Here is an 18270-nt window from a genome sequence, read left to right as displayed (position 1 = left end):
AGGCACTATGGATAAGACCCGCCCCGGCAGATTTTTATTTCACACAAGATTACATTATGTGGTGCAGAGGCAGCGCCTTGGCCATATTGCCGACCAGAAACAGGACTACGAACACCAACAGGGGAACGATCACATTGGGCGCCATCAGACTCACTCCATGAGCAGGACAGGGCCTCTAACTATGGTCGAGTGTCAGGCCGGTCACCAATGAATTTTTTTCGCGAGCGCAAGCGTATTCCTGAGTTGAAAAGAGTGATGTAGATCACACACAATTCGGCCCCCGCTTGCCGGCCCGATTGCCGGAGGTAGGCTGCCCCTTTTGCGAAGCCAACTGAAGAGTCGCCCCATGAGCCCACTGATCGCCATCGCCATCACCACTGGAATTCTCTCCGCCGTCTGGGGCTGGATTGCCGTCGCGTTCGGCCTTATCTCCTGGGTCGGCTTTCTCGGCTGCACCAGCTATTTCGCGTCAAGCGGTGGCTACAAGGCGCTGTTGCAGACCATCTTCTGCAACACCAGCGGCATGCTGTGGGCACTGCTGCTGATCCATGGTGACAGTCTGTGGGGGGCGGGTGTGGCGGGTTATGTGATGACGGGGGTAGTCGCAACCCTGATGTGCGTGCAGGCCAAGCAGCAGTGGCTCGGCTACATTCCAGGCACCTTTGCCGGTTGCTGTGCCACCTTCGGGGCGGCTGGCGAGTGGCGGTTGATCCTCCCCTCCCTCATCATCGGCGCCTTGTTCGGTTACCTGATGAAGGCAAGCGGCTTATGGCTCTCCCATAAAACCCAAAAAGCCGATGCTGCTCCGGCAGCGATTGATCCCGCCTGATTTATCCCTTCGATTTGAAGTTTGCTGCCTCGATACCGTGCCGATTCAATAGTTTGTAAAAATCGGTACGGTTTCTGCCCGCCATGTTGGCCGCCAGGGTCACATTGCCCTCGGTGGTGCGCAGCAAACGGATCAGATACTCCTTCTCGAATTCGGCCCGCGCCTCGTTGAACGAGGGGATGCCGCCGCCACCACCACTCAACGCGGACTCCACCATGGAGACCCCGATCACCGGACTGCAACAGAGGCTGGCGAGTTGCTCCACCAGGTTGCAGAGTTGACGCACATTACCCGGCCAGGCGGCTGCGGCCAACATCGCCAGCGCCTCCGGTGAGAAGCCCATAGCCGCACAGTCGCTGTGGCGGCAGCGATAATCATCCAGCGCCTGTCTGGCAAGCAGCGGAATGTCCTCACTACGGGCACTGAGAGAGGGCAAAGTGATGTTGGCAACGTTAAGACGGTAAAAGAGATCGTCCCGAAAGCGCCCCTCCTCCATCGCCTTGACCAGATCCTGATGGCTGGAGCTGAGCACCCGTACCTCAGGCGTGCCCTGGCCATACTCTTCCATCACCTGCAGCAGCTTGGCCTGCAAGGATTCAGATAAGCTGCCAATCTCGTCAAGAAACAGGGTCGCCCCCTTGGCCTGCTCGAACAGACCGGATTGGCCATCTTCACCAAACAGTTGTAGATCGAGGGAAGCCCAGGGAATGGCGGCGCAGTTGATGGTATAGAGCGGCTTGTCGCGCCGCTGGCTGGCCTGGTGCAACGCCTGTGCCATTGCCCCCTTGCCGGAACCGGATGGCCCCATGATCAGCACAGGGACCTCCATAGTGGCGATGCTGTGGGCCTGAATCAGCAACTGTTCCAGCTGGGGGTTGCGGGTCAGGATCAACGACTGCCACTCCTGCTGCTGTTTCGGCCGGGTCAGGCTGAGAGCATGCTCTATGGTGGCCAGCAGCTCATCCTTGTCAATGGGCTTGGTCAAAAAGCTGAAGACGCCGGAGCGGGTGGCCTGAATAGCGTCCGGTATGGTGCCGTGGGCGGTCATGATGATCACCGGCAGCCCCAACCACTGGGCCTGGATCCGCTCGAATAGAGCAAGGCCATCCATCCCCCCCATCCGCAAATCGCTCAACACCAGATCGGCCCGCTGCTGACGAAGCCGATCAAGGGCTCCCTCCGCACTGTCGGCGGTATCCACCTCATAACCCTGACTGCGCAGCCGCATGCTCATCAGTTTGAGCAGGCTGACGTCGTCATCCACCAACAGGATCCGGCTCATGGTATAGCCTCACGATTCTCATTCAGCTTGCGCTGGTTGAGCTGGTCGTCAATGGCAGTCAGCTGCTCGATCTGACGACGCAGCCGCTGGATCTCCTGGCTCTGGTCATCGCGACGGCTGTCGCGGGCCAGCAGCTGTTCGCCGAGGGCGATCCAGCTACGTAAAAAGGCCTGCGCATCGAGCCCCAGCTCGGGCAGCATCTGCTTCAGGCGCGCCAGACCGGCGGTGCGATTGGCCACCGATTCGGCGGGGTGGGAGTCCACCATGGCCAGACTGACCCGGCTCTCCAGATCGTCGGCCCCTTTCAGACGCTGACGCTCCTGCACCCGTTGCTGGGGGTGACTGGCCAGCAGCCAGTCGGAGTATTGCAGACGCACCTGCATCTCCTTGTTGGCAAACTCCATCCGCTTGGCAAAAGCGATATCGGAGGAGTCCCGCTGTGCCTGCTGCGGCAGCAAGGAGCAACCCGCGAGCAACCCCATCATCAGGGCTGGAAATACGCGCTGTATCTTCATAGTTCTCTTTTCAACGTCAACCTGAAGCAGACATCCGCCTGTTCATCTTTCACCAGAACCAACTCACCTCCGAGACTATGGGCAGACTCCCGTGCGATAGAGAGGCCCATACCAGAGCCTTTCAATACACCTTGTCGCACTGTACTGCCTTGTTCGAAGGGTTCAAAAATACGTTGCTGATCGGCAGCGGGGATCTCTGGCCCCTCGTTGGCTACCTCCAGCCAGCTTGTCTGTTCATCCTGCCCTGCCCTGATCCAGATATTGCCCCCGCTGGCGCCGTAACTGACAGCGTTGGAGAAGAGGTTATCGAGGATCAGTCTCAACCGGTAGGGCTCCGCCCACAGGGCAACCTGCCCAGTCGGCAAGTGTACACGGATCTGCTTGGACTCCAATGCAAGCCGATATTCCACGATGAGTTCTGACAGCATGGGCTGCAGGGGAACGGACTCCAGCTCGAAGGCTTCCTGCTGGCTGAGGCGATTAAAGTCGAGCAACCGCTCGATCAGGGTCTGCAGACGACGGCTACTCTCGTCAAGCATCTGACAGATCTCCAGCTGATCCGGCGTCAACGGCCCGACCAACTGCTCGCAGAGCAGATCCGAGCCTTCCCGCAGCACTGCCAACGGGGTCTTGAGCTCGTGGGAGACATGGCGCAGGAACTGGTATTTCTGCTGCTCCAGCTCCTTGAGTTTGTCGTGCAACCAGAGGATCCTCTCCCCCAGCAACACCAGCTCGGCAGGGCCATCGACCGGATGAGGATCGGGCTCCACCCCCGCCCCCAGACTCAAGATGCGCGACTCAATCTGTCGTACCGGGTGGATGATGAGGTAAGTGAAGATAAAGACCAGCAGCAAGCTGATGGCTGCCACGGCACCGCTCACCCACCAGAGCTCCCTGGTCAATCCGGCGATGGTGAGACGTACCCGATCCATGTGCTCATCAACCCGGCTGCGGGTAACCATTTCGAGCTGCTTGTTGGCATCGTTAAACAGCTCTAGCTTGTCCCCCGCCACCGCAGCCTGGGCCAGCGCGGCATCCTGCAAGCTGTCGAGCCAGGCCAGCCCCTGGTCGAGCCCGCTATAGAGCTGGCCGTCGGAGATGGAGTTGCGATGCTCTGCCAGCAATACCCGATACCCGTCGAGTTGCTGCTGATAGCTGGTGAGGCTGCGGCGATCCCCCAGCACCGCGAAGCGGCGCAAGGTACGTTCAATGTCGATAACCTGCGCCGTCAGCAGGGTGGCGCGACGGGTATCCTTGACCGCCCGCTCCATCTCGTCACTGGTGAGCTGGCTGAGGTGGGCAAGGGCAGTACTGTTGTGCCAGATCATCCCGCCCAGCGGCATCAGCACCAGCACGAATCCCATCAATACCACTTGCAGCAGGGAGCGTGGGCGAACCTTGGTCATCATCTCTTCTCTTGCTTTCTCACCGGTGCGCCAGCATAGCCGCAGCGCCCCGAAAAACAAAACCGGCCAACGGGCCGGTTTGGATTATCTGGATTGTGATGATTCACGCTAACGCGACAGAGGCCAGACAGATGGTCAGGATCATCGCCAATGCACCCGAAGCGGTCAACAGCGCCCATTTCAGCTCCACACTCATGCAAACCTCCTTTCTGCCAATCAGTGCCGGATCACAATAGATAAGACAATGTTAAGCCATAGTTAATCCGATAACCGTGAGCTGCGTATACATTTCAGATGAGCCCAACCCCGGGAAGGTGAGCATGTTCTATCTGTGTAGCATTGGATCCAATATTGACCCGCACATCCATGTCAGCCGCGCGCTGGCCGAGCTGTTTGTGAACGTCGGCCCCCTGCGGCTGAGTTCGGTGATCCGCACCAAGCCGGTGGGAATGCACTCCTGCCACGACTTTCTCAACTGCCTGCTGGTGGTGGAGAGCCCGCTCGATGCCGCCCGCCTCAAGCAGCACTTTGTCGCCCTTGAGGTAGCTCACGGCCGGGATCGCAGCGATCCACTCTGCAAGGTGCACGATCGGCCGCTCGACATCGATATTCTGGCCAGCAACAGGAGCGGTGACTTTGCCTCGGCAGAGGTCGATTCCTATCTGGCGGAGCTGCTGGCCGAGCTCTATGGCCATGGCGAGGTGCATGAGCCCAAGGTGGCGCTGCAAGTGACGCTCCCCGCCCCGTCGGGCAAACTCAAACCCGGCAAAGGCTTGCTGACTCGGCAGGTCGGGCTGGGGCCGCTGGTGCTCGGCAACCTATCAGAGGGTGGCCAGCGCCCGCCCGCCATCTACCTTGATGCTGGCCCCCGTCATATAACTGTTCCCCATCAGTAACTGCACCGCCTGCCAGATGGGCTCAAGTCCACCCTCCCGCGCCAGCGGTGTTTTCGCCAACACCTGCTGGCGCCATGCCTCGTCATGCTCGTCGAGAAACAGGATCGGCCCCGGCTCTATAGTGTTGACCCGCACCGCAGGCGCCAGCTCGCGGGCAAAGCTCATGGCCAGCGAATGGGCTCCCGCCTTGGTCGCCACATAGCTGGCAAAACGGGGGGCCGGGGCATGGATATAGATATCGGTGATGTGAATGATGCTGGCGTTGGGGTTGCTGGCAAGCTGGGGGGCCAACGCCCGGTTTAGCTGGAAGGGGGCCGCCATGTGTACCCGGTAGAACTGCTCGAATTGGGCCAGTTGCGCCGCCGGATCAGTTGCCTGCGGCTCGAAGGCCGAGGCGTTGTGGATCACCAGCGCCAGATCCTGATGGGCAGCCAGCACATCGATCAGCTTGCCAACGTCATCTTCCCGGCCAAAATCCGCCAGCACCAGTTCGACCCCCAGTGCTGCCAGCGTGGCTAGCTCCGGCCGCTCGCTGCGATAGCTGCCCGTCACCTGCCAACCCGCTGCCACCAGCTGTTCACAGAGATAAAATCCGAGTCGACGGCCGCAGCCCGTAACCAATGCACGCATACGATCTCCTTTCCCTTTCATGGTCTTGCATGAACGAAGCCCGCCTGCCAGCGGATCACCGCCGATGGCCGGTGCCTATCAATCTCTGCGACACAAGCCATTGGTCGCGGGCCACCCACCCGCGTCATAGTGGCGGCATCCCCCTCTTGCGGAGTTACCACCATGCTGAAAGTACACCACCACATGGGTCGCCTGACCCACTCCCTGACTGCCGGACTCGGCCTGGCCGAGGCGCTGGATCGCCTGCATCAATCGGGTCTTGGCGGCCTGCCGGTGCTGGATGAGCAGAAACGGCTGATCGGCTTTCTTTCCGAACAAGATTGCATTCCCAGCCTGCTCACCGGCAGCTACCACTGCGATACCCGCACCCGGGTGGAGGATCTGATGAACCGTTCGCCCCTCTCGGTCGGGCCGGATGACAGTATTCTGGAGCTGGCCCGCCAGATGGCTGACGCCAAGCCCAAGATCTACCCGGTGCAGCAACAGGGCAAGGTGGTCGGCATCATCAGCCGCCGTCAGGTGATGCAGGCCCTCAACCAGCAGATGAAGGTGTGCCAGCAGACCTAGATCTGGTAACGCCCCTTGTCACCGATATCGAAGTGCAGGGGCATCCGCCACTTGGCCAGCGCCAGCAAGGTCAACAGGGCCCCGCAGGCCAGCGCCACCAGTGCGGCGGCCCACTCCACCCGCAACCACTCCAGCAGCCATAACGCCGGCAGCAATACGGGCACCAGCTTGATGCCGGGAATGGCGAAGCAAAACTGCTCCTTGAACGCCAGCCCGGAGAGGGTCGCCAAGGCCGCTCCCAGCACCAGCGCATCCGGCGCTCCTACCGCAGCCAGGGCCAGCGCGCCCCAACCAAATCCCTGCAGAATCAGGCGAATCCGCTTGTCGTAGATATGCAGCGAGAAGCCGCAGATTGCGCTTGCCACTGCCAGCGACATCAACCATTGTGCCGACGGGAGCAGTGCCATCCCGCTCAGCAGCGCCGCACCGCGGCAAAGCAGCAACAGGGCAGCTGCACTCAAGCCAAGGCGGTAGAGCGAGACGGTCAACTTGTCGATCCCGTCCAGCGGGCTCTCGATTTCAGGATTTGCCATAAACAGTCGCTTCTAACGGATCAGGTGCCATCCAATATACTGGAATCAGGTCTTGGAATATCTTCAAACGGGCTCAGGAGACGTAGTTTGCGTGTGATCCCCCTGTTTTGTTTGCTGTTTCCACTCGGATTGCCCGCCAAAGAGCTGGTGATCTGCGGCACCATGGAGCCCCCGCTCAAGTATCTCGATGCCGATCAGAAACCCCAGGGTCTTGATATCGATATCGTCACCGCCATATTCGACAAGCTGGAGACGCCCTTTCGGATCGAGCTGGCCGACTCCGGTGCCCGCCTCACCCGCAATGCCGAAACCGGCGCCTGCGACCTGGTGATGACCCACTCCTACAAGGCGGAGCGGGAGAGTTATCTCATCTATCCCCAACAGGCCCATCTTCGCCACAGCTGGCACTTCTTTGTACGCAAGGCGGACCTGATGAAGATCCGCTACGAAACGCTGGCCGATCTCAAACCCTGGCGCATCGGCGTGACCAAGGATTTCTCCTATACCCCTGAACTGGCAGCGGCCATGACCGACCCGGCCTATCAGTTTCAGGAGATCACCATGAACCAGCTGCAACTGCGTAAACTGCTGGCCGGACGGATCGATACCGTGCCCATGCCGCTGGTCACCGCCTTCACCCAGATCAAGGAGGAGGGGCTGACGGGTAAGGTCGATTACCTGCCCAAACCGCTCAAGAGCAGCCCCTACTTCAACACCTGGGCCCGCGCACGAGCAGATGCACAGACCCCCGCCCTGATGGCGGCCTACGATGCCGAACTGCTGCGCATGAAGCGAAACGGCAGCCTCAAGGCCCTCTACGACAAGTACGCCATCCCCTATATCGAACCCTGATCAAGGGGTCAGGGTTTCACATCCCGCAGGATCGGGTTTTGCAGTGAAATCAGGGTTTCAGTGGACTGGATCTCGTCGATGGTCTGGATCTTGTTGATCAGCACTATCTGCAGCTCGTCGATGGAGCGTGTCATCACCTTCATGAAGATGCTGTAGTGGCCCGTGGTGTAGTAGGCTTCCACCACTTCGTCCAGCGCCTGCAGCTTGGCCAGTGCCGAGGGGTAATCCTTGGCACTCTTCAGATTGATCCCGATAAAGCAGCAGACGTCGTAACCCAGCTTCTTGGGGTTAACCTGCACCCGTGTCCCCTCGATGATCCCCGCCTGTTTCATCTTCTCCACCCGCACATGGATGGTGCCCGGGCTGACTGCCAGTTGTTTCGCCAGTTCGGCATAAGGAATACGCGCATTCTCCATCAGAGCGGAGAGGATGGCTTGATCGAGATTATCGATCCGGTAATTTTCCGGCATTTTTTTGTCCTCCCGTTAGCGATACGTCATTAAAAGCATCCTTATTTTGAAGAAAAAAACAAACAAAGCCTATTTTTATTATCGAATATTGAATTTGGTTGGCAATCCGTTGAAGAATCACCACATCCAACGGGGTTTGAAACAGGAATTCAGCATGAAACAGCACTACATTCGCAGCCAACAGCAGATCAGCTTCGTCAAAGAGATGTTCTCCCGCCAACTCGCCCAGCAACTGGGTCTGATGGAGGTGCAAGCCCCCATTCTGAGCCGTGTCGGTGATGGCACTCAGGACAACCTCTCTGGCCATGAGAATGCAGTGCAGGTCAAAGTGAAGACCCTGCCGGAGCACAGCTACGAAGTGGTCCATTCACTGGCCAAATGGAAGCGTCAGACCCTGGGTCGCTTCGGCTTCGGCCCGGGCGAAGGGATCTACACCCACATGAAGGCACTGCGTCCGGATGAAGACAAGCTCACCCCCATCCACTCCGTCTACGTGGATCAGTGGGACTGGGAGAAGGTGATGCCGAGCGAGCGCCGCGATCTGGCCTATCTGCAGGAAACCGTGCGCGGTATCTGGGCCGCCATCAAGGCCACCGAGCGCGCAGTCTGCGCCGAGCATGAGCTGACCCCCTTCCTGCCAGCCGAGATCCAGTTCCTGCACAGCGAAGAGCTGCTGGCCCGTTACCCGGACCTCGATGCCAAGGGTCGCGAGCGTGCCATCGCCAAAGAGCTGGGCGCCGTGTTCCTGATCGGTATCGGCGGTGCCCTCTCCCACGGTGAGCGCCACGATGTGCGCGCCCCGGACTACGACGACTGGAGCAGCCACAACGAGCTGGGTCTGGCGGGTCTGAACGGTGACATTCTGGTGTGGAACCCGGTGCTGCAAGACAGCTTCGAGATCTCCTCCATGGGGATCCGGGTCGATGCCGAGGCGCTGCGCCGCCAGCTGGCCATCACCGGCGACGAGGATCGCCTGCAGTATGACTGGCATCAGGATCTGCTGGCCGCACGGATGCCGCAGACCATCGGCGGCGGCATCGGCCAATCCCGTCTGGCCATGCTGCTGCTGCAAAAAGAGCATATTGGTCAGGTGCAGGTTGGTGTCTGGCCGGCCGAGATGAAAGCCGCCGTGCAAGGCATGCTGTAACGAATGAAGGCTATGCTGGCGTCATCGCGCGGGCATGGCAACAGGCAGGTGGCCGTCGGGGTTGAGCGAGCGCATCCCCGGCAGGCTGTAAGAGGCAAGACCGGCAGCGGCCTTGCTTCGCAATCGGGGGCTTGCCCCTGCGACCCGCTCAACCCACGTCAGGTCGCGTCACTACATTCCTCCCGGCAATCTTCTGATTGCCGTTTTTTTGCGCCCGAATCCCCGCCACCAGATACGACAACGCCAGCCCGAGGGCTGGCGTTGCAAATATAGATGCGAGACTAGTTACTGGGTCATGGTGAGGCCGTTGCTGTCGGCCCCCAGCACCAGTTTTTTGCCCGGAACGATGCGACCGGAGAGCAGCGCCTGCGCCAGCGGGTTCTCCACCTTCTGCTGGATCGCCCGTTTGAGAGGCCGCGCCCCATAGACGGGGTCGAACCCAGCGTGGACCAGCTTCTCGAGCAGCGCTTCGCTCACCTCCACCTCGTAACCCTGAGCCTCGAGACGGCCCATCAGGCTCTTGAGCTGGATGCGGGCGATGGACTTGATGTGCTCCTCGCCGAGGGGGTGGAACACCACTGTCTCGTCGATCCGGTTGATAAACTCCGGCCGGAAACTGCGGGTCAGCACATCCATCAGCATGGCCTTCATCTCGTCGTAATCCTTCTCGGAGTGGTGCTCCTGAATCAGATCCGACCCGAGGTTGGAGGTCATGATCACCACCGAGTTGCGGAAATCGACGGTCCGACCCTGACCATCGGTCAGGCGGCCATCATCAAGCACCTGCAACAGGATGTTGAACACATCCGGATGCGCCTTCTCCACCTCGTCCAGCAGGATCACCGAGTAGGGACGACGGCGCACAGCCTCGGTCAGATAACCACCCTCTTCATAACCCACGTATCCGGGAGGCGCCCCCACCAGACGGGCCACGCTGTGTTTCTCCATAAACTCGGACATATCGATCCGCACCATGGCATCCTGGGTATCGAACAGGAACTCCGCCAGCGCCTTGCACAGCTCGGTCTTGCCCACCCCGGTGGGCCCCAGGAACAGGAAGGAGCCGATGGGGCGATTCGGATCGGAGAGACCGGCACGAGAGCGACGAATGGCGTTGGAGACCGCATCGACCGCCTCCTCCTGACCAATCACCCGGCTGTGCAGCTGATCTTCCATCCGCAGCAGCTTGTCGCGCTCCCCTTCCAACATGCGGGCGACCGGAATACCGGTCCAGCGGGCCAAGACGTCTGCAATCTCCACGTCGGTAACGCGGTTGCGCAGCAGACTGGTCTCCTGCATCTCGGCCTGAGTGGCGAGATCCAGCTGTTTCTCCAGCTCCGGAATGCGGCCGTACTGCAGCTCGGACATCCGACCCAGGTCGCCTGCGCGGCGCGCCACATCGAGATCCTGACGGGCCTGCTCCAGCGCAGCCTTGATATGCTGGGTGCCGGCAAGGGCGGCCTTCTCGGCCTTCCATACCTCGTCCAGCTCGTTGTATTCCCGATCTTTTTCGCCAATCTCCTGATTGATCAGCTCCAGACGCTTGCGGCTGGCGTCATCGTCCTCCTTCATCAGCGCCTGCTGCTCCAGCTTGAGCTGGATGATGCGCCGCTCGAGACGATCGAGCGCCTCGGGCTTGGAGTCGATCTGCAACCGGATGCTGGCTGCCGCCTCGTCGATAAGGTCGATGGCCTTGTCCGGCAACTGACGATCCGCAATGTAGCGGTGCGACAGCTGGGCCGCCGCCACAATCGCGGGGTCGGTGATCTGCACATGGTGGTGCAGCTCGTAACGCTCTTTCAGGCCGCGCAGGATGGCGATGGTGTCCTCCACGCTCGGCTCTTCCACCAGCACCTTCTGGAAGCGACGCTCCAGCGCGGCATCTTTTTCGATGTACTGACGGTACTCATCCAGGGTGGTGGCGCCGACGCAGTGCAGGTCGCCACGGGCCAGCGCAGGTTTGAGCATGTTGCCCGCGTCCATTGCCCCTTCGCCCTTGCCGGCGCCGACCATGGTGTGCAGCTCGTCGATAAAGAGGATGACGTTGCCCTCCTCCTTGGCGAGATCGGTCAGCACGGCCTTGAGCCGCTCCTCGAACTCACCGCGATACTTGGCCCCCGCCACTAGCGCCCCCATGTCCAGCGACAGCACCCGCTTGTTCTTGAGCCCCTCCGGCACCTCGCCGTTGATGATGCGCTGGGCCAGCCCCTCGACGATGGCGGTTTTACCGACACCGGGTGCCCCGATCAGCACCGGGTTGTTCTTGGTACGACGTTGCAGCACCTGAATGGTGCGGCGGATCTCGTCATCCCGGCCGATAACCGGGTCGAGCTTGCCGAGTTCGGCCCGCTCGGTCAGATCGATGGTGTACTTCTCCAGCGCCTGACGGTTCTCCTCGGCGTTGGCATCCTCCACCTTCTTGCCGCCACGCACCTTGTCGATGGCCGCTTCGAGTTTCTCTTTGGTCAGCCCCTGAGCGCGCAGCAGCTCGCCCAGCGTGCCCTTCTCGTCGAGGGCCGCCAGCACGAACAGTTCGGAGGAGATGAACTGATCCTTGCGCTGCTGGGCCAGCTTGTCACAGACGTTGAGCAGGCGGCCGAGGCCGTTGGAGAGCTGTACATCCCCTTCCACACCGCTGACGCGCGGTAGGCGATCCAGCTCCTCGCCAAGGCGCGAGCGCAGGGCATTGATATCCATCCCGGTCAGAGTGAGCAACGGACGGATGGAGCCGCCATCCTGATTGACCAGGGCGGTCATCAGATGAACGGGTTCGATGAATTGGTGGTCACGACCCAGCGCAAGAGACTGGGCATCGGAAATAGCAATCTGGAATTTGCTGGTAAGGCGATCGAGGCGCATTGCACTCCCCCTTCAAACAGGCAGACGCCGCTTGCGCGGCAAACAACATAACTTTCTGAGATGAAAGATGAGGCCCGTACGGGCTATTTCAAGGGGCGATGCTGGTTATTTTTTCTGCAAGAGGGGGCGAGAGCAGGATCCCCGCCCTTGCCAGATGCAGGGCGGGGAGCTTCATCAGGACGCCAACCAGATGATGGAGGCCATCCGGCCGGTCTGGCCGTTGCGACGATAAGAGTAGAACTGCTCGCTGTCGCTGAAGGTGCAGTATTCGCCACCATAGACGGCGGTGACGCCGGCGCGGGCAAGGCGCAGCCTGGCCAGCTGGTAGATATCCGCCAGCCATTTACCCTCATTGGACGAAGGGACGAACGCAGCAGCAGCCTCGGCCTGCTCCGCCATAAAGGCCTCGCGCACCTCGCCACCCACTTCAAAGGCAGTGGGGCCGATGGCCGGGCCAAGCCAAGCCAGGATCTCACCCTGCTCGCAGCCCATGGCGGCGATGCTCGCCTCCAGCACACCATCTTTCAGTCCGCGCCAACCGGCGTGAGCGGCAGCCACCACTGTGCCGGCCCGATCGCAAAACAGTACCGGCAGACAGTCGGCGGTCATCACGATGCAGGCCTGATCCGCCTCATGGGCGCAGGCGGCATCGGCATCCGGCGCCTGCTCATAATGGCTGCTGACCGGATGAACGACAGTGCCGTGCACCTGATTGAGCCAGTTGAGGGGCCCCGGGATGGCGGCCACCTGCTGTAGCCGGACCCGGTTGGCCTCGACCCTGGCCGGTTCGTCCCCTACGTGGGCGCCCAGATTGAGACCGGCAAAGACCCCTTCGCTGACACCACCGTCACGGGTGGTCGAAAGCGCCCGGACGCGTGCTGGCGCCGGCCAGTCGGGTTCAATCCATTTCATTGCTCACTCCTTCACGCTCTATCGTTCAAATGGAAACGGGGCTCTTGGCTGCAACCAGTCAAGACGCCCCGTTTCAAGGTTCTGTGTGCTACGCGCTGTATCGGCGGGTTACGGCAGAAGTCGTCGCAACACTGCCAGATTCACCACTATTTCCAGACCAATTCATCCGGATTGGCGAGGGTATCCGCGCGCAACACCTCCATCAGCTCCACCATATCTTGCGGTGTAGCTGAGTGCCACTGCATCACTTCACCCGTGATGGGGTGAGCCAGTTGCAGCATGGTGGCATGCAACGCCTGGCGGTTGAAGTTGCGCAGTGCCAGGGTCAGCTCGGGGGTCGCGTTGCGCAGCGGGCGCAGACGGCCACCGTAAGCGGGGTCGCCCACCAGCGGGTGTTTGATGTGCGCCATGTGGACACGGATCTGGTGGGTACGACCGGTTTCCAGCCGCAGACGCAGACGGGTGTGGCCGCGGAACTTCTCGTGAACCCGGTAGTGGGTGACGGAAGGACGGCCATTGGGCACCACGGCCATATGGGTACGCTGGGTCGGGTGACGGCCGATGGGCGCATCAACAGTGCCACCTGCGGTCATGTGACCGATGGCGATCGCTTCGTACTCACGGGTGATCTGGCGCGCCTGCAACGCTTCCACCAGATGGGTCTGGGCGGGTACGGTTTTGGCAACCACCATCAATCCTGTGGTGTCTTTATCCAGACGGTGCACGATACCGGCGCGAGGCACCTCGGCAATGCCGGGGTAGCGGTGCAGCAGGGCGTTGAGGATGGTGCCATCCGGCGTACCTGCGCCCGGGTGAACCACCAGTCCGGCCGGTTTGTCGATCACCAGAATGTGTTCATCTTCATAAACGATGTTGAGCTCGATATCCTGGGCATCCCAGCGGGTATCATCTTCCAGCTCGACATTCACATGCACCTGCTGCCCGGCCAGAATCTTCTCGCGCGGGGTGTTGGCAACCTGACCGTCCAGGGTCACTCTGTCCTGTAAAATCCACTCCTTGATGCGGGTGCGGGAGTAGTCTGGAAACAATTCGGCCAGGGCCTGGTCGAGTCGCTGCCCGAATTGGTGATCCTGGAATTCGCCTGTCAGTTCAATATGCTGGCTCATGTATGGTCTCTTGAGCGGGGGGTATCAATTCGAAATAATCCGGGTATTCTAGCTTTTCTTTTAGCCAAGCATAACGGATACTTTGCCAATTTCGTGGAAATGGACCGGATGTTGTTGATGGGAAAGAAGTCTCACCTGCTGATGTCGCTCGCCTTGGTCGCTACCTTGATCACAGGCTGTTCCAGCACCAAACCCAAGGTACCCGACGAACCGCCGGAGACCCTGTACCAGAAAGCACGCCTCAAACTGGACGTTGGCAATTACGTGCAAGCCACTGAATTGCTGGAGGCTTTGGACTCTCGCTACCCGTTCGGTGCCTACTCCAACCAGGTGCAGCTTGACCTCATCTATGCCTACTACAAGCAGGATGATACCGCTCAGGCGATCGCCAATATCGACCGTTTTATCCGCCTCAATCCGGCGCATAAAAATATCGATTACGTCTTCTATATGCGCGGCCTGACCAACATGGCGGCGGATTACAACTTCTTCCAGAGCCTGTTCGGTATCGGTCGTGACGACAAAGACCCGGCTTATGCCCGTCAGGCATTCCAGGATTTCAAGACCCTGCTGCAAAACTACCCCAACAGCGTCTATGCCGCCGATGCCCGCGCTCGCATGATTGGCCTGAAGAATCGTCTGGCCCGATATGACCTGAGCGTGGCCGAGTATTACGTGAAGCGTGATGCACTGGTCGCGGCCGCCAACCGGGCCAAGCTGATTGTCGAGACCTACCCCGACACAGCCGAAACCGAGAAGGCACTGGAGATCATGGTCGAGTCTTACGACGCCCTGAAGATGCCGCAGCTGGCCAAGCATGCCCGCGAAGTGCTGGCCAAGAACTACCCGGAGAACCGCCTCGGCCGTAGCTGAGTGATACGGATAAACCGGTAATAAAAAAACCGATGCCAAGGCATCGGTTTTTTTATCTTTGCAATCCACCAATCCGGCTGGGTGAAGTTCCTGCAACCCATAGCGGTCGCGGCCCCTCACACCCCATCTATCCCATTCATTAGCCACCTGCGAGATGGCCGCATCGTGAAGTTCGCTTATCACCAAGGGTTGCAAACCCGCTGTCAGCCCGACGCCAGGCCGGGAAGAGCGGAACCGTCACCACACGGCCATATTGCCTCATACAGTGCCCCTGAATGGGAATAGATGGCTTAATGGCACTGTAATCCTGTCACCAGAGTCAGTAGTTGCCCTTTGTCCGAGCGCAGAGCGGTCTGGGCCAGCAACTGATAGGGAATCCCCTCCAGCAGCTTGACCCTCTCCCCGGCCGTACCATTGACCAACACGGCATCAAACCGGGCATCACGACAGGCAACCACATCCCTCACTTTCTCCCTGTCCAGATTCATTACCCGCATCTCTTCATAGGCAGATAGCAGACCAAGCTCCGTCTCCCCCAATTGCCAGCCGGCGATGCGATCCCGCTTCTCGAGCGGTATTCCCTCAAGCAACCGGGCCATCTTTCCCGATACTCCCTTGGCGGCATCGATCAAGGGGTAAACCAGTGTAAAGGTGAGCAGAAACATGATGGCCACCGAGCTGGCAACATGAGTAGCGCCATGCACCTCCTTGCGCCGCAACAACAGCGCCAGCGCAATCACGAAGAGCATACTGGCGGGGATATAACGCCACCCCAGCTTGCTGGCGACCTGTAGCACGTCTGCCGGAACATGACTGGCCACCGGTAGTGAAGGGCCCAGCAGAGGTAGCCCTATGACCACGACACAGAACAGCAGCATGAAACAGAGCCATCCCCGACCATAGCGAGCCGTCCATCCCGGCCAGTTCAGGCTGACCTGACCCAGCATGATGGCAAATACCGGCAACAACGGAAAAAGATAGAGGGTGCGCTTGGTGGATGAGAGGGTTAACAGCAAAAGGGTGCCCACTGCCCAGCACAACAGAAATAACCTCTCACGACTCCAGCGTCGCTGTTTGATGGTTTGCCAACCCCAATAGAAAATGAATGGCAACCAGGGGATGGTATATTCAGCCATCCCCAATAAATAATAGAGATAGGCCCCTTTCTTGATATGGCCGAGTTCGGTCGAGGTGCCTGTCAGGCGGCCTACCTGATTCTGCCAGAACCACTCATTCCATAAAGCATCGCCATCGACATGATTAATTAATTCACGAATCCACGCTGCCACTGGCAATATAAAACAGAGCAGCATCAGCAGATGCTGCCAGATAAATCCTGGCAGTTTTTTGTCGATGGCGGCACATCTTGCAGCGAAGAAGAATAGCGGGAACCAGCCAAAAAACACTGTCAGCGGCCCGATAGGACCTTTTGCCATAAAACAGCCCGCCAGCCCTATTCCAGCCAATATCGCCATCCACCAACGGCGTGCAAGGTAATATTCTGAAAATGCCCAGAGGGTAAATATGACAAAGAAGGCGAGCGCACTGTCCGTTCTGATCCAGTGCGTGTTGATAATAAATCCCTCCATGGTGCCCAGTGCGATGACCGACCAGAGTGCCGCAGACCTGTTGCCAAGCAGGCGATAGGCCAGCAGGCCGGTAAAAAGCAGCATACCCGCCGCCCAGACCACGCCCGCCAACCGCAGGCTATTGGTCACCCCCAGCCAGGATTCAAACCCATCAAGAAACGGCAGAGCGGCCATGTAAAAGAGTGGTGGCTTCTCGACAAAGCTGCGCCCGCCAAGGGTTGGTACCACCCAGTCACCACTGCGATACATCTCGAGTGCAATAGCCGCTTCGCGAGGTTCATCAGGCGTCCAGAGCTGATGGTCAAACTGGCCAGACAGCAGCACCAGTGCAACCAGCAGCAACATCCAGCAGAGAGTGCGCTGCGAAATATCAGCACTCTGCATGGCTCATCCCTTCTGCAATGGTCTCCCCACGCCCGATGGCATAGTAGGAAAAACCCAGCCCCTTCATCTTGAGCGGATCGTAGAGATTGCGACCATCGACAATGAGGGGGTGCGCCAGCATCTTCCTGATCTGGGCAAAATCGGGCGCCTTGAACTCGTTCCACTCGGTACAGATGACCAACGCATCCGCCCCCGCCAGCGCCGCCTCCCTGGTCCCCATCAGCGACAGCTCGGGCTGGCAACCATAGATACGCTGGGCCTCCTTCATCGCCACCGGATCGAAGGCCTGCACCCGCGCCCCCTCCTGCCACAGCGCCTCCATCAGCACCCGACTCGGCGCTTCGCGCATGTCATCGGTATTGGGCTTGAAGGCGAGTCCCCAGATGGCAATGGTCTTGCCTACCAGCGACTCGCCCTGCTCGTGAAAGTGGCAGGCCAGGGTGTCGAAGAGCTTGAACTTCTGCCGCTCGTTGACCCGCTCCACCGCACGAATAAGCGGCGTGTCGTAGTCGAGGGCCGCTGCAGTCGCCAGAAATGCCCTCACATCCTTGGGGAAACAGGATCCACCATAACCACAACCGGGATAGATAAACTGGTAGCCGATACGCTGGTCGGCACCAATCCCCTGCCGCACCAGCTCGATATCCGCACCGACCCGCTCGGCCAGTCCAGCCATCTCGTTGATAAAGCTGATCTTGGTGGCCAGCATGCAGTTGGCGGCATACTTGGTCAGCTCGGCACTGCGAACATCCATAAACAGAATGCGGTCGTGATTGCGATTGAATGGCTCATACAACTCACGCATGACGGCTCTGGAGCGCTCCTTACCGGTGCCGATGACGATGCGATCCGGACGCTGGCAATCACGGACGGCCGCCCCCTCTTTGAGAAACTCGGGATTGGAGACCACATCGAACTCGAACTGCTTGCCAAGCTCGGCCTGCTGCTCCATGACCCAGTGGAATACCTTGTCTGCCGTACCGACCGGCACGGTGGATTTGTTGACGATGATCACCTCATCTGAACGATGCAGGGCAATCGATCTCGCCACCGCCCTGACGGCGCTCAGATCGGCCGAACCATCCTCATCAGGAGGCGTACCGACGGCGATAAATTGCACGTCACCGTGGGTAACCGCCATGGGAATATCCGTGGTGAATGTCAGCGAGCCATTTTGCAATGTCTGGTGTAATAACACATCCAGTCCCGGCTCATATATTGGTAATTCGCCATGGGATAATCTATTTATTTTATCTGCATCAAGATCGATACAGACAACTTGATGTCCCACGTCAGCCAATACAATTGCCTGTACCAGTCCAACATAACCACTGCCAAATACTGTGATATTCATAACAACCTTCCCATAATGCGTAATGATGGAAACTTTACATCCTTT

The 18270-nt window shown here is 59.4% G+C and carries 18 protein-coding genes; 6 read left to right on the top strand and 12 right to left on the bottom strand.

Going from position 1 to position 18270, the window contains the following annotated elements; translation table 11 throughout:
- Positions 1–346: 346 nt before the first annotated feature.
- Positions 347–829, top strand: a complete 483-nt coding sequence (locus I6L35_RS07600; protein WP_005341883.1) for a DUF1097 domain-containing protein — start codon at positions 347–349, stop codon at positions 827–829.
- A 1-nt stretch (position 830) separates the two neighbouring features.
- Here the strand turns inward: I6L35_RS07600 and I6L35_RS07595 are convergent, their stop codons facing one another.
- The 4 genes from I6L35_RS07595 to I6L35_RS07580 all read right to left on the bottom strand — a co-directional run bounded on the left by I6L35_RS07595 (position 831) and on the right by I6L35_RS07580 (position 4228).
- The gene (locus I6L35_RS07595; protein ID WP_216979933.1) at positions 831–2111 is read right to left on the bottom strand and encodes a sigma 54-interacting transcriptional regulator; all 1281 of its coding nucleotides are present in this window, start codon (positions 2109–2111) and stop codon (positions 831–833) included.
- Positions 2108–2626: a hypothetical protein gene (locus I6L35_RS07590; protein WP_216979932.1), complete on the bottom strand. Its 519-nt coding sequence runs from the start codon at positions 2624–2626 to the stop codon at positions 2108–2110. The genes I6L35_RS07595 and I6L35_RS07590 overlap by 4 nt, the downstream gene beginning before the upstream one ends.
- Positions 2623–4032: a HAMP domain-containing sensor histidine kinase gene (locus I6L35_RS07585; RefSeq protein WP_216980254.1), complete on the bottom strand. Its 1410-nt coding sequence runs from the start codon at positions 4030–4032 to the stop codon at positions 2623–2625. Before I6L35_RS07585 ends, I6L35_RS07590 begins: the two co-directional genes overlap by 4 nt.
- Positions 4033–4135: 103 nt before the next feature.
- Positions 4136–4228, bottom strand: a complete 93-nt coding sequence (locus tag I6L35_RS07580) for a YnhF family membrane protein (RefSeq protein WP_005341891.1) — start codon at positions 4226–4228, stop codon at positions 4136–4138.
- A gap of 124 nt (positions 4229–4352) precedes the next feature.
- Here I6L35_RS07580 and I6L35_RS07575 point away from each other — a divergent pair, with 124 nt between their 5' ends.
- Positions 4353–4928, top strand: coding sequence for a 2-amino-4-hydroxy-6-hydroxymethyldihydropteridine diphosphokinase (locus I6L35_RS07575; RefSeq protein WP_216979931.1), 576 nt, complete (start codon positions 4353–4355; stop codon positions 4926–4928).
- Here I6L35_RS07575 and I6L35_RS07570 read toward each other — a convergent pair.
- Positions 4854–5558, bottom strand: a complete 705-nt coding sequence (locus I6L35_RS07570) for an SDR family oxidoreductase (protein ID WP_216979930.1) — start codon at positions 5556–5558, stop codon at positions 4854–4856. The genes I6L35_RS07575 and I6L35_RS07570 overlap by 75 nt on opposite strands.
- Positions 5559–5720: 162 nt before the next feature.
- On the opposite strand from I6L35_RS07570, the gene I6L35_RS07565 reads away from it, so the two are divergent.
- A complete protein-coding gene (locus tag I6L35_RS07565) occupies positions 5721–6125 on the top strand; it encodes a CBS domain-containing protein (RefSeq protein WP_216979929.1) in 405 nt (134 codons plus the stop codon).
- On the opposite strand, the gene I6L35_RS07560 is transcribed toward I6L35_RS07565, so the two are convergent.
- Positions 6122–6658 (bottom strand): DUF2301 domain-containing membrane protein, encoded by a 537-nt coding sequence (locus I6L35_RS07560; RefSeq protein WP_064338940.1) that lies wholly within the window; start codon positions 6656–6658, stop codon positions 6122–6124. The genes I6L35_RS07565 and I6L35_RS07560 overlap by 4 nt on opposite strands.
- 87 nt (positions 6659–6745) lie before the next feature.
- On the opposite strand from I6L35_RS07560, the gene I6L35_RS07555 reads away from it, so the two are divergent.
- Positions 6746–7510: an ABC transporter substrate-binding protein gene (locus I6L35_RS07555; RefSeq protein WP_216979928.1), complete on the top strand. Its 765-nt coding sequence runs from the start codon at positions 6746–6748 to the stop codon at positions 7508–7510.
- Between the two features lie 8 nt (positions 7511–7518).
- Here I6L35_RS07555 and asnC read toward each other — a convergent pair whose 3' ends face one another.
- Complete coding sequence (gene asnC / locus I6L35_RS07550) at positions 7519–7980, bottom strand: transcriptional regulator AsnC (protein ID WP_216979927.1); 462 nt, start codon at positions 7978–7980, stop codon at positions 7519–7521.
- 154 nt (positions 7981–8134) lie between these two features.
- Here asnC and asnA point away from each other — a divergent pair, with 154 nt between their 5' ends.
- A complete protein-coding gene (gene asnA, locus I6L35_RS07545) occupies positions 8135–9127 on the top strand; it encodes an aspartate--ammonia ligase (protein WP_058056217.1) in 993 nt (330 codons plus the stop codon).
- A 285-nt stretch (positions 9128–9412) separates the two neighbouring features.
- Here the strand turns inward: asnA and clpB are convergent, their stop codons facing one another.
- From clpB to rluD, 3 genes are all read right to left on the bottom strand, one after another.
- Positions 9413–11986, bottom strand: coding sequence for an ATP-dependent chaperone ClpB (gene clpB, locus I6L35_RS07540; protein WP_216979926.1), 2574 nt, complete (start codon positions 11984–11986; stop codon positions 9413–9415).
- Positions 11987–12160: 174 nt separating this feature from the next.
- Positions 12161–12898: a peptidoglycan editing factor PgeF gene (gene pgeF / locus I6L35_RS07535; RefSeq protein WP_216979925.1), complete on the bottom strand. Its 738-nt coding sequence runs from the start codon at positions 12896–12898 to the stop codon at positions 12161–12163.
- Positions 12899–13044: 146 nt separating this feature from the next.
- Complete coding sequence (gene rluD, locus I6L35_RS07530) at positions 13045–14025, bottom strand: 23S rRNA pseudouridine(1911/1915/1917) synthase RluD (protein WP_139461818.1); 981 nt, start codon at positions 14023–14025, stop codon at positions 13045–13047.
- A gap of 117 nt (positions 14026–14142) precedes the next feature.
- Between rluD and I6L35_RS07525 the strand changes: the two genes are divergently transcribed.
- Complete coding sequence (locus I6L35_RS07525) at positions 14143–14898, top strand: outer membrane protein assembly factor BamD (protein WP_216979924.1); 756 nt, start codon at positions 14143–14145, stop codon at positions 14896–14898.
- Between the two features lie 290 nt (positions 14899–15188).
- Here the strand turns inward: I6L35_RS07525 and I6L35_RS07520 are convergent, their stop codons facing one another.
- Positions 15189–16871 (bottom strand): glycosyltransferase family 39 protein, encoded by a 1683-nt coding sequence (locus I6L35_RS07520; RefSeq protein WP_216979923.1) that lies wholly within the window; start codon positions 16869–16871, stop codon positions 15189–15191.
- A complete protein-coding gene (locus I6L35_RS07515) occupies positions 16858–18225 on the bottom strand; it encodes a UDP-glucose/GDP-mannose dehydrogenase family protein (protein ID WP_216979922.1) in 1368 nt (455 codons plus the stop codon). Before I6L35_RS07515 ends, I6L35_RS07520 begins: the two co-directional genes overlap by 14 nt.
- Positions 18226–18270: the final 45 nt, after the last annotated feature.

The sequence above is a fragment of the Aeromonas sp. FDAARGOS 1405 genome, assembly GCF_019048265.1.
Taxonomy (GTDB): Bacteria; Pseudomonadota; Gammaproteobacteria; order Enterobacterales; family Aeromonadaceae; genus Aeromonas; species Aeromonas veronii_A.
Note: the sequence above shows the minus strand (reverse complement) of the source record. Positions and strands in the feature narration are given on the sequence as shown.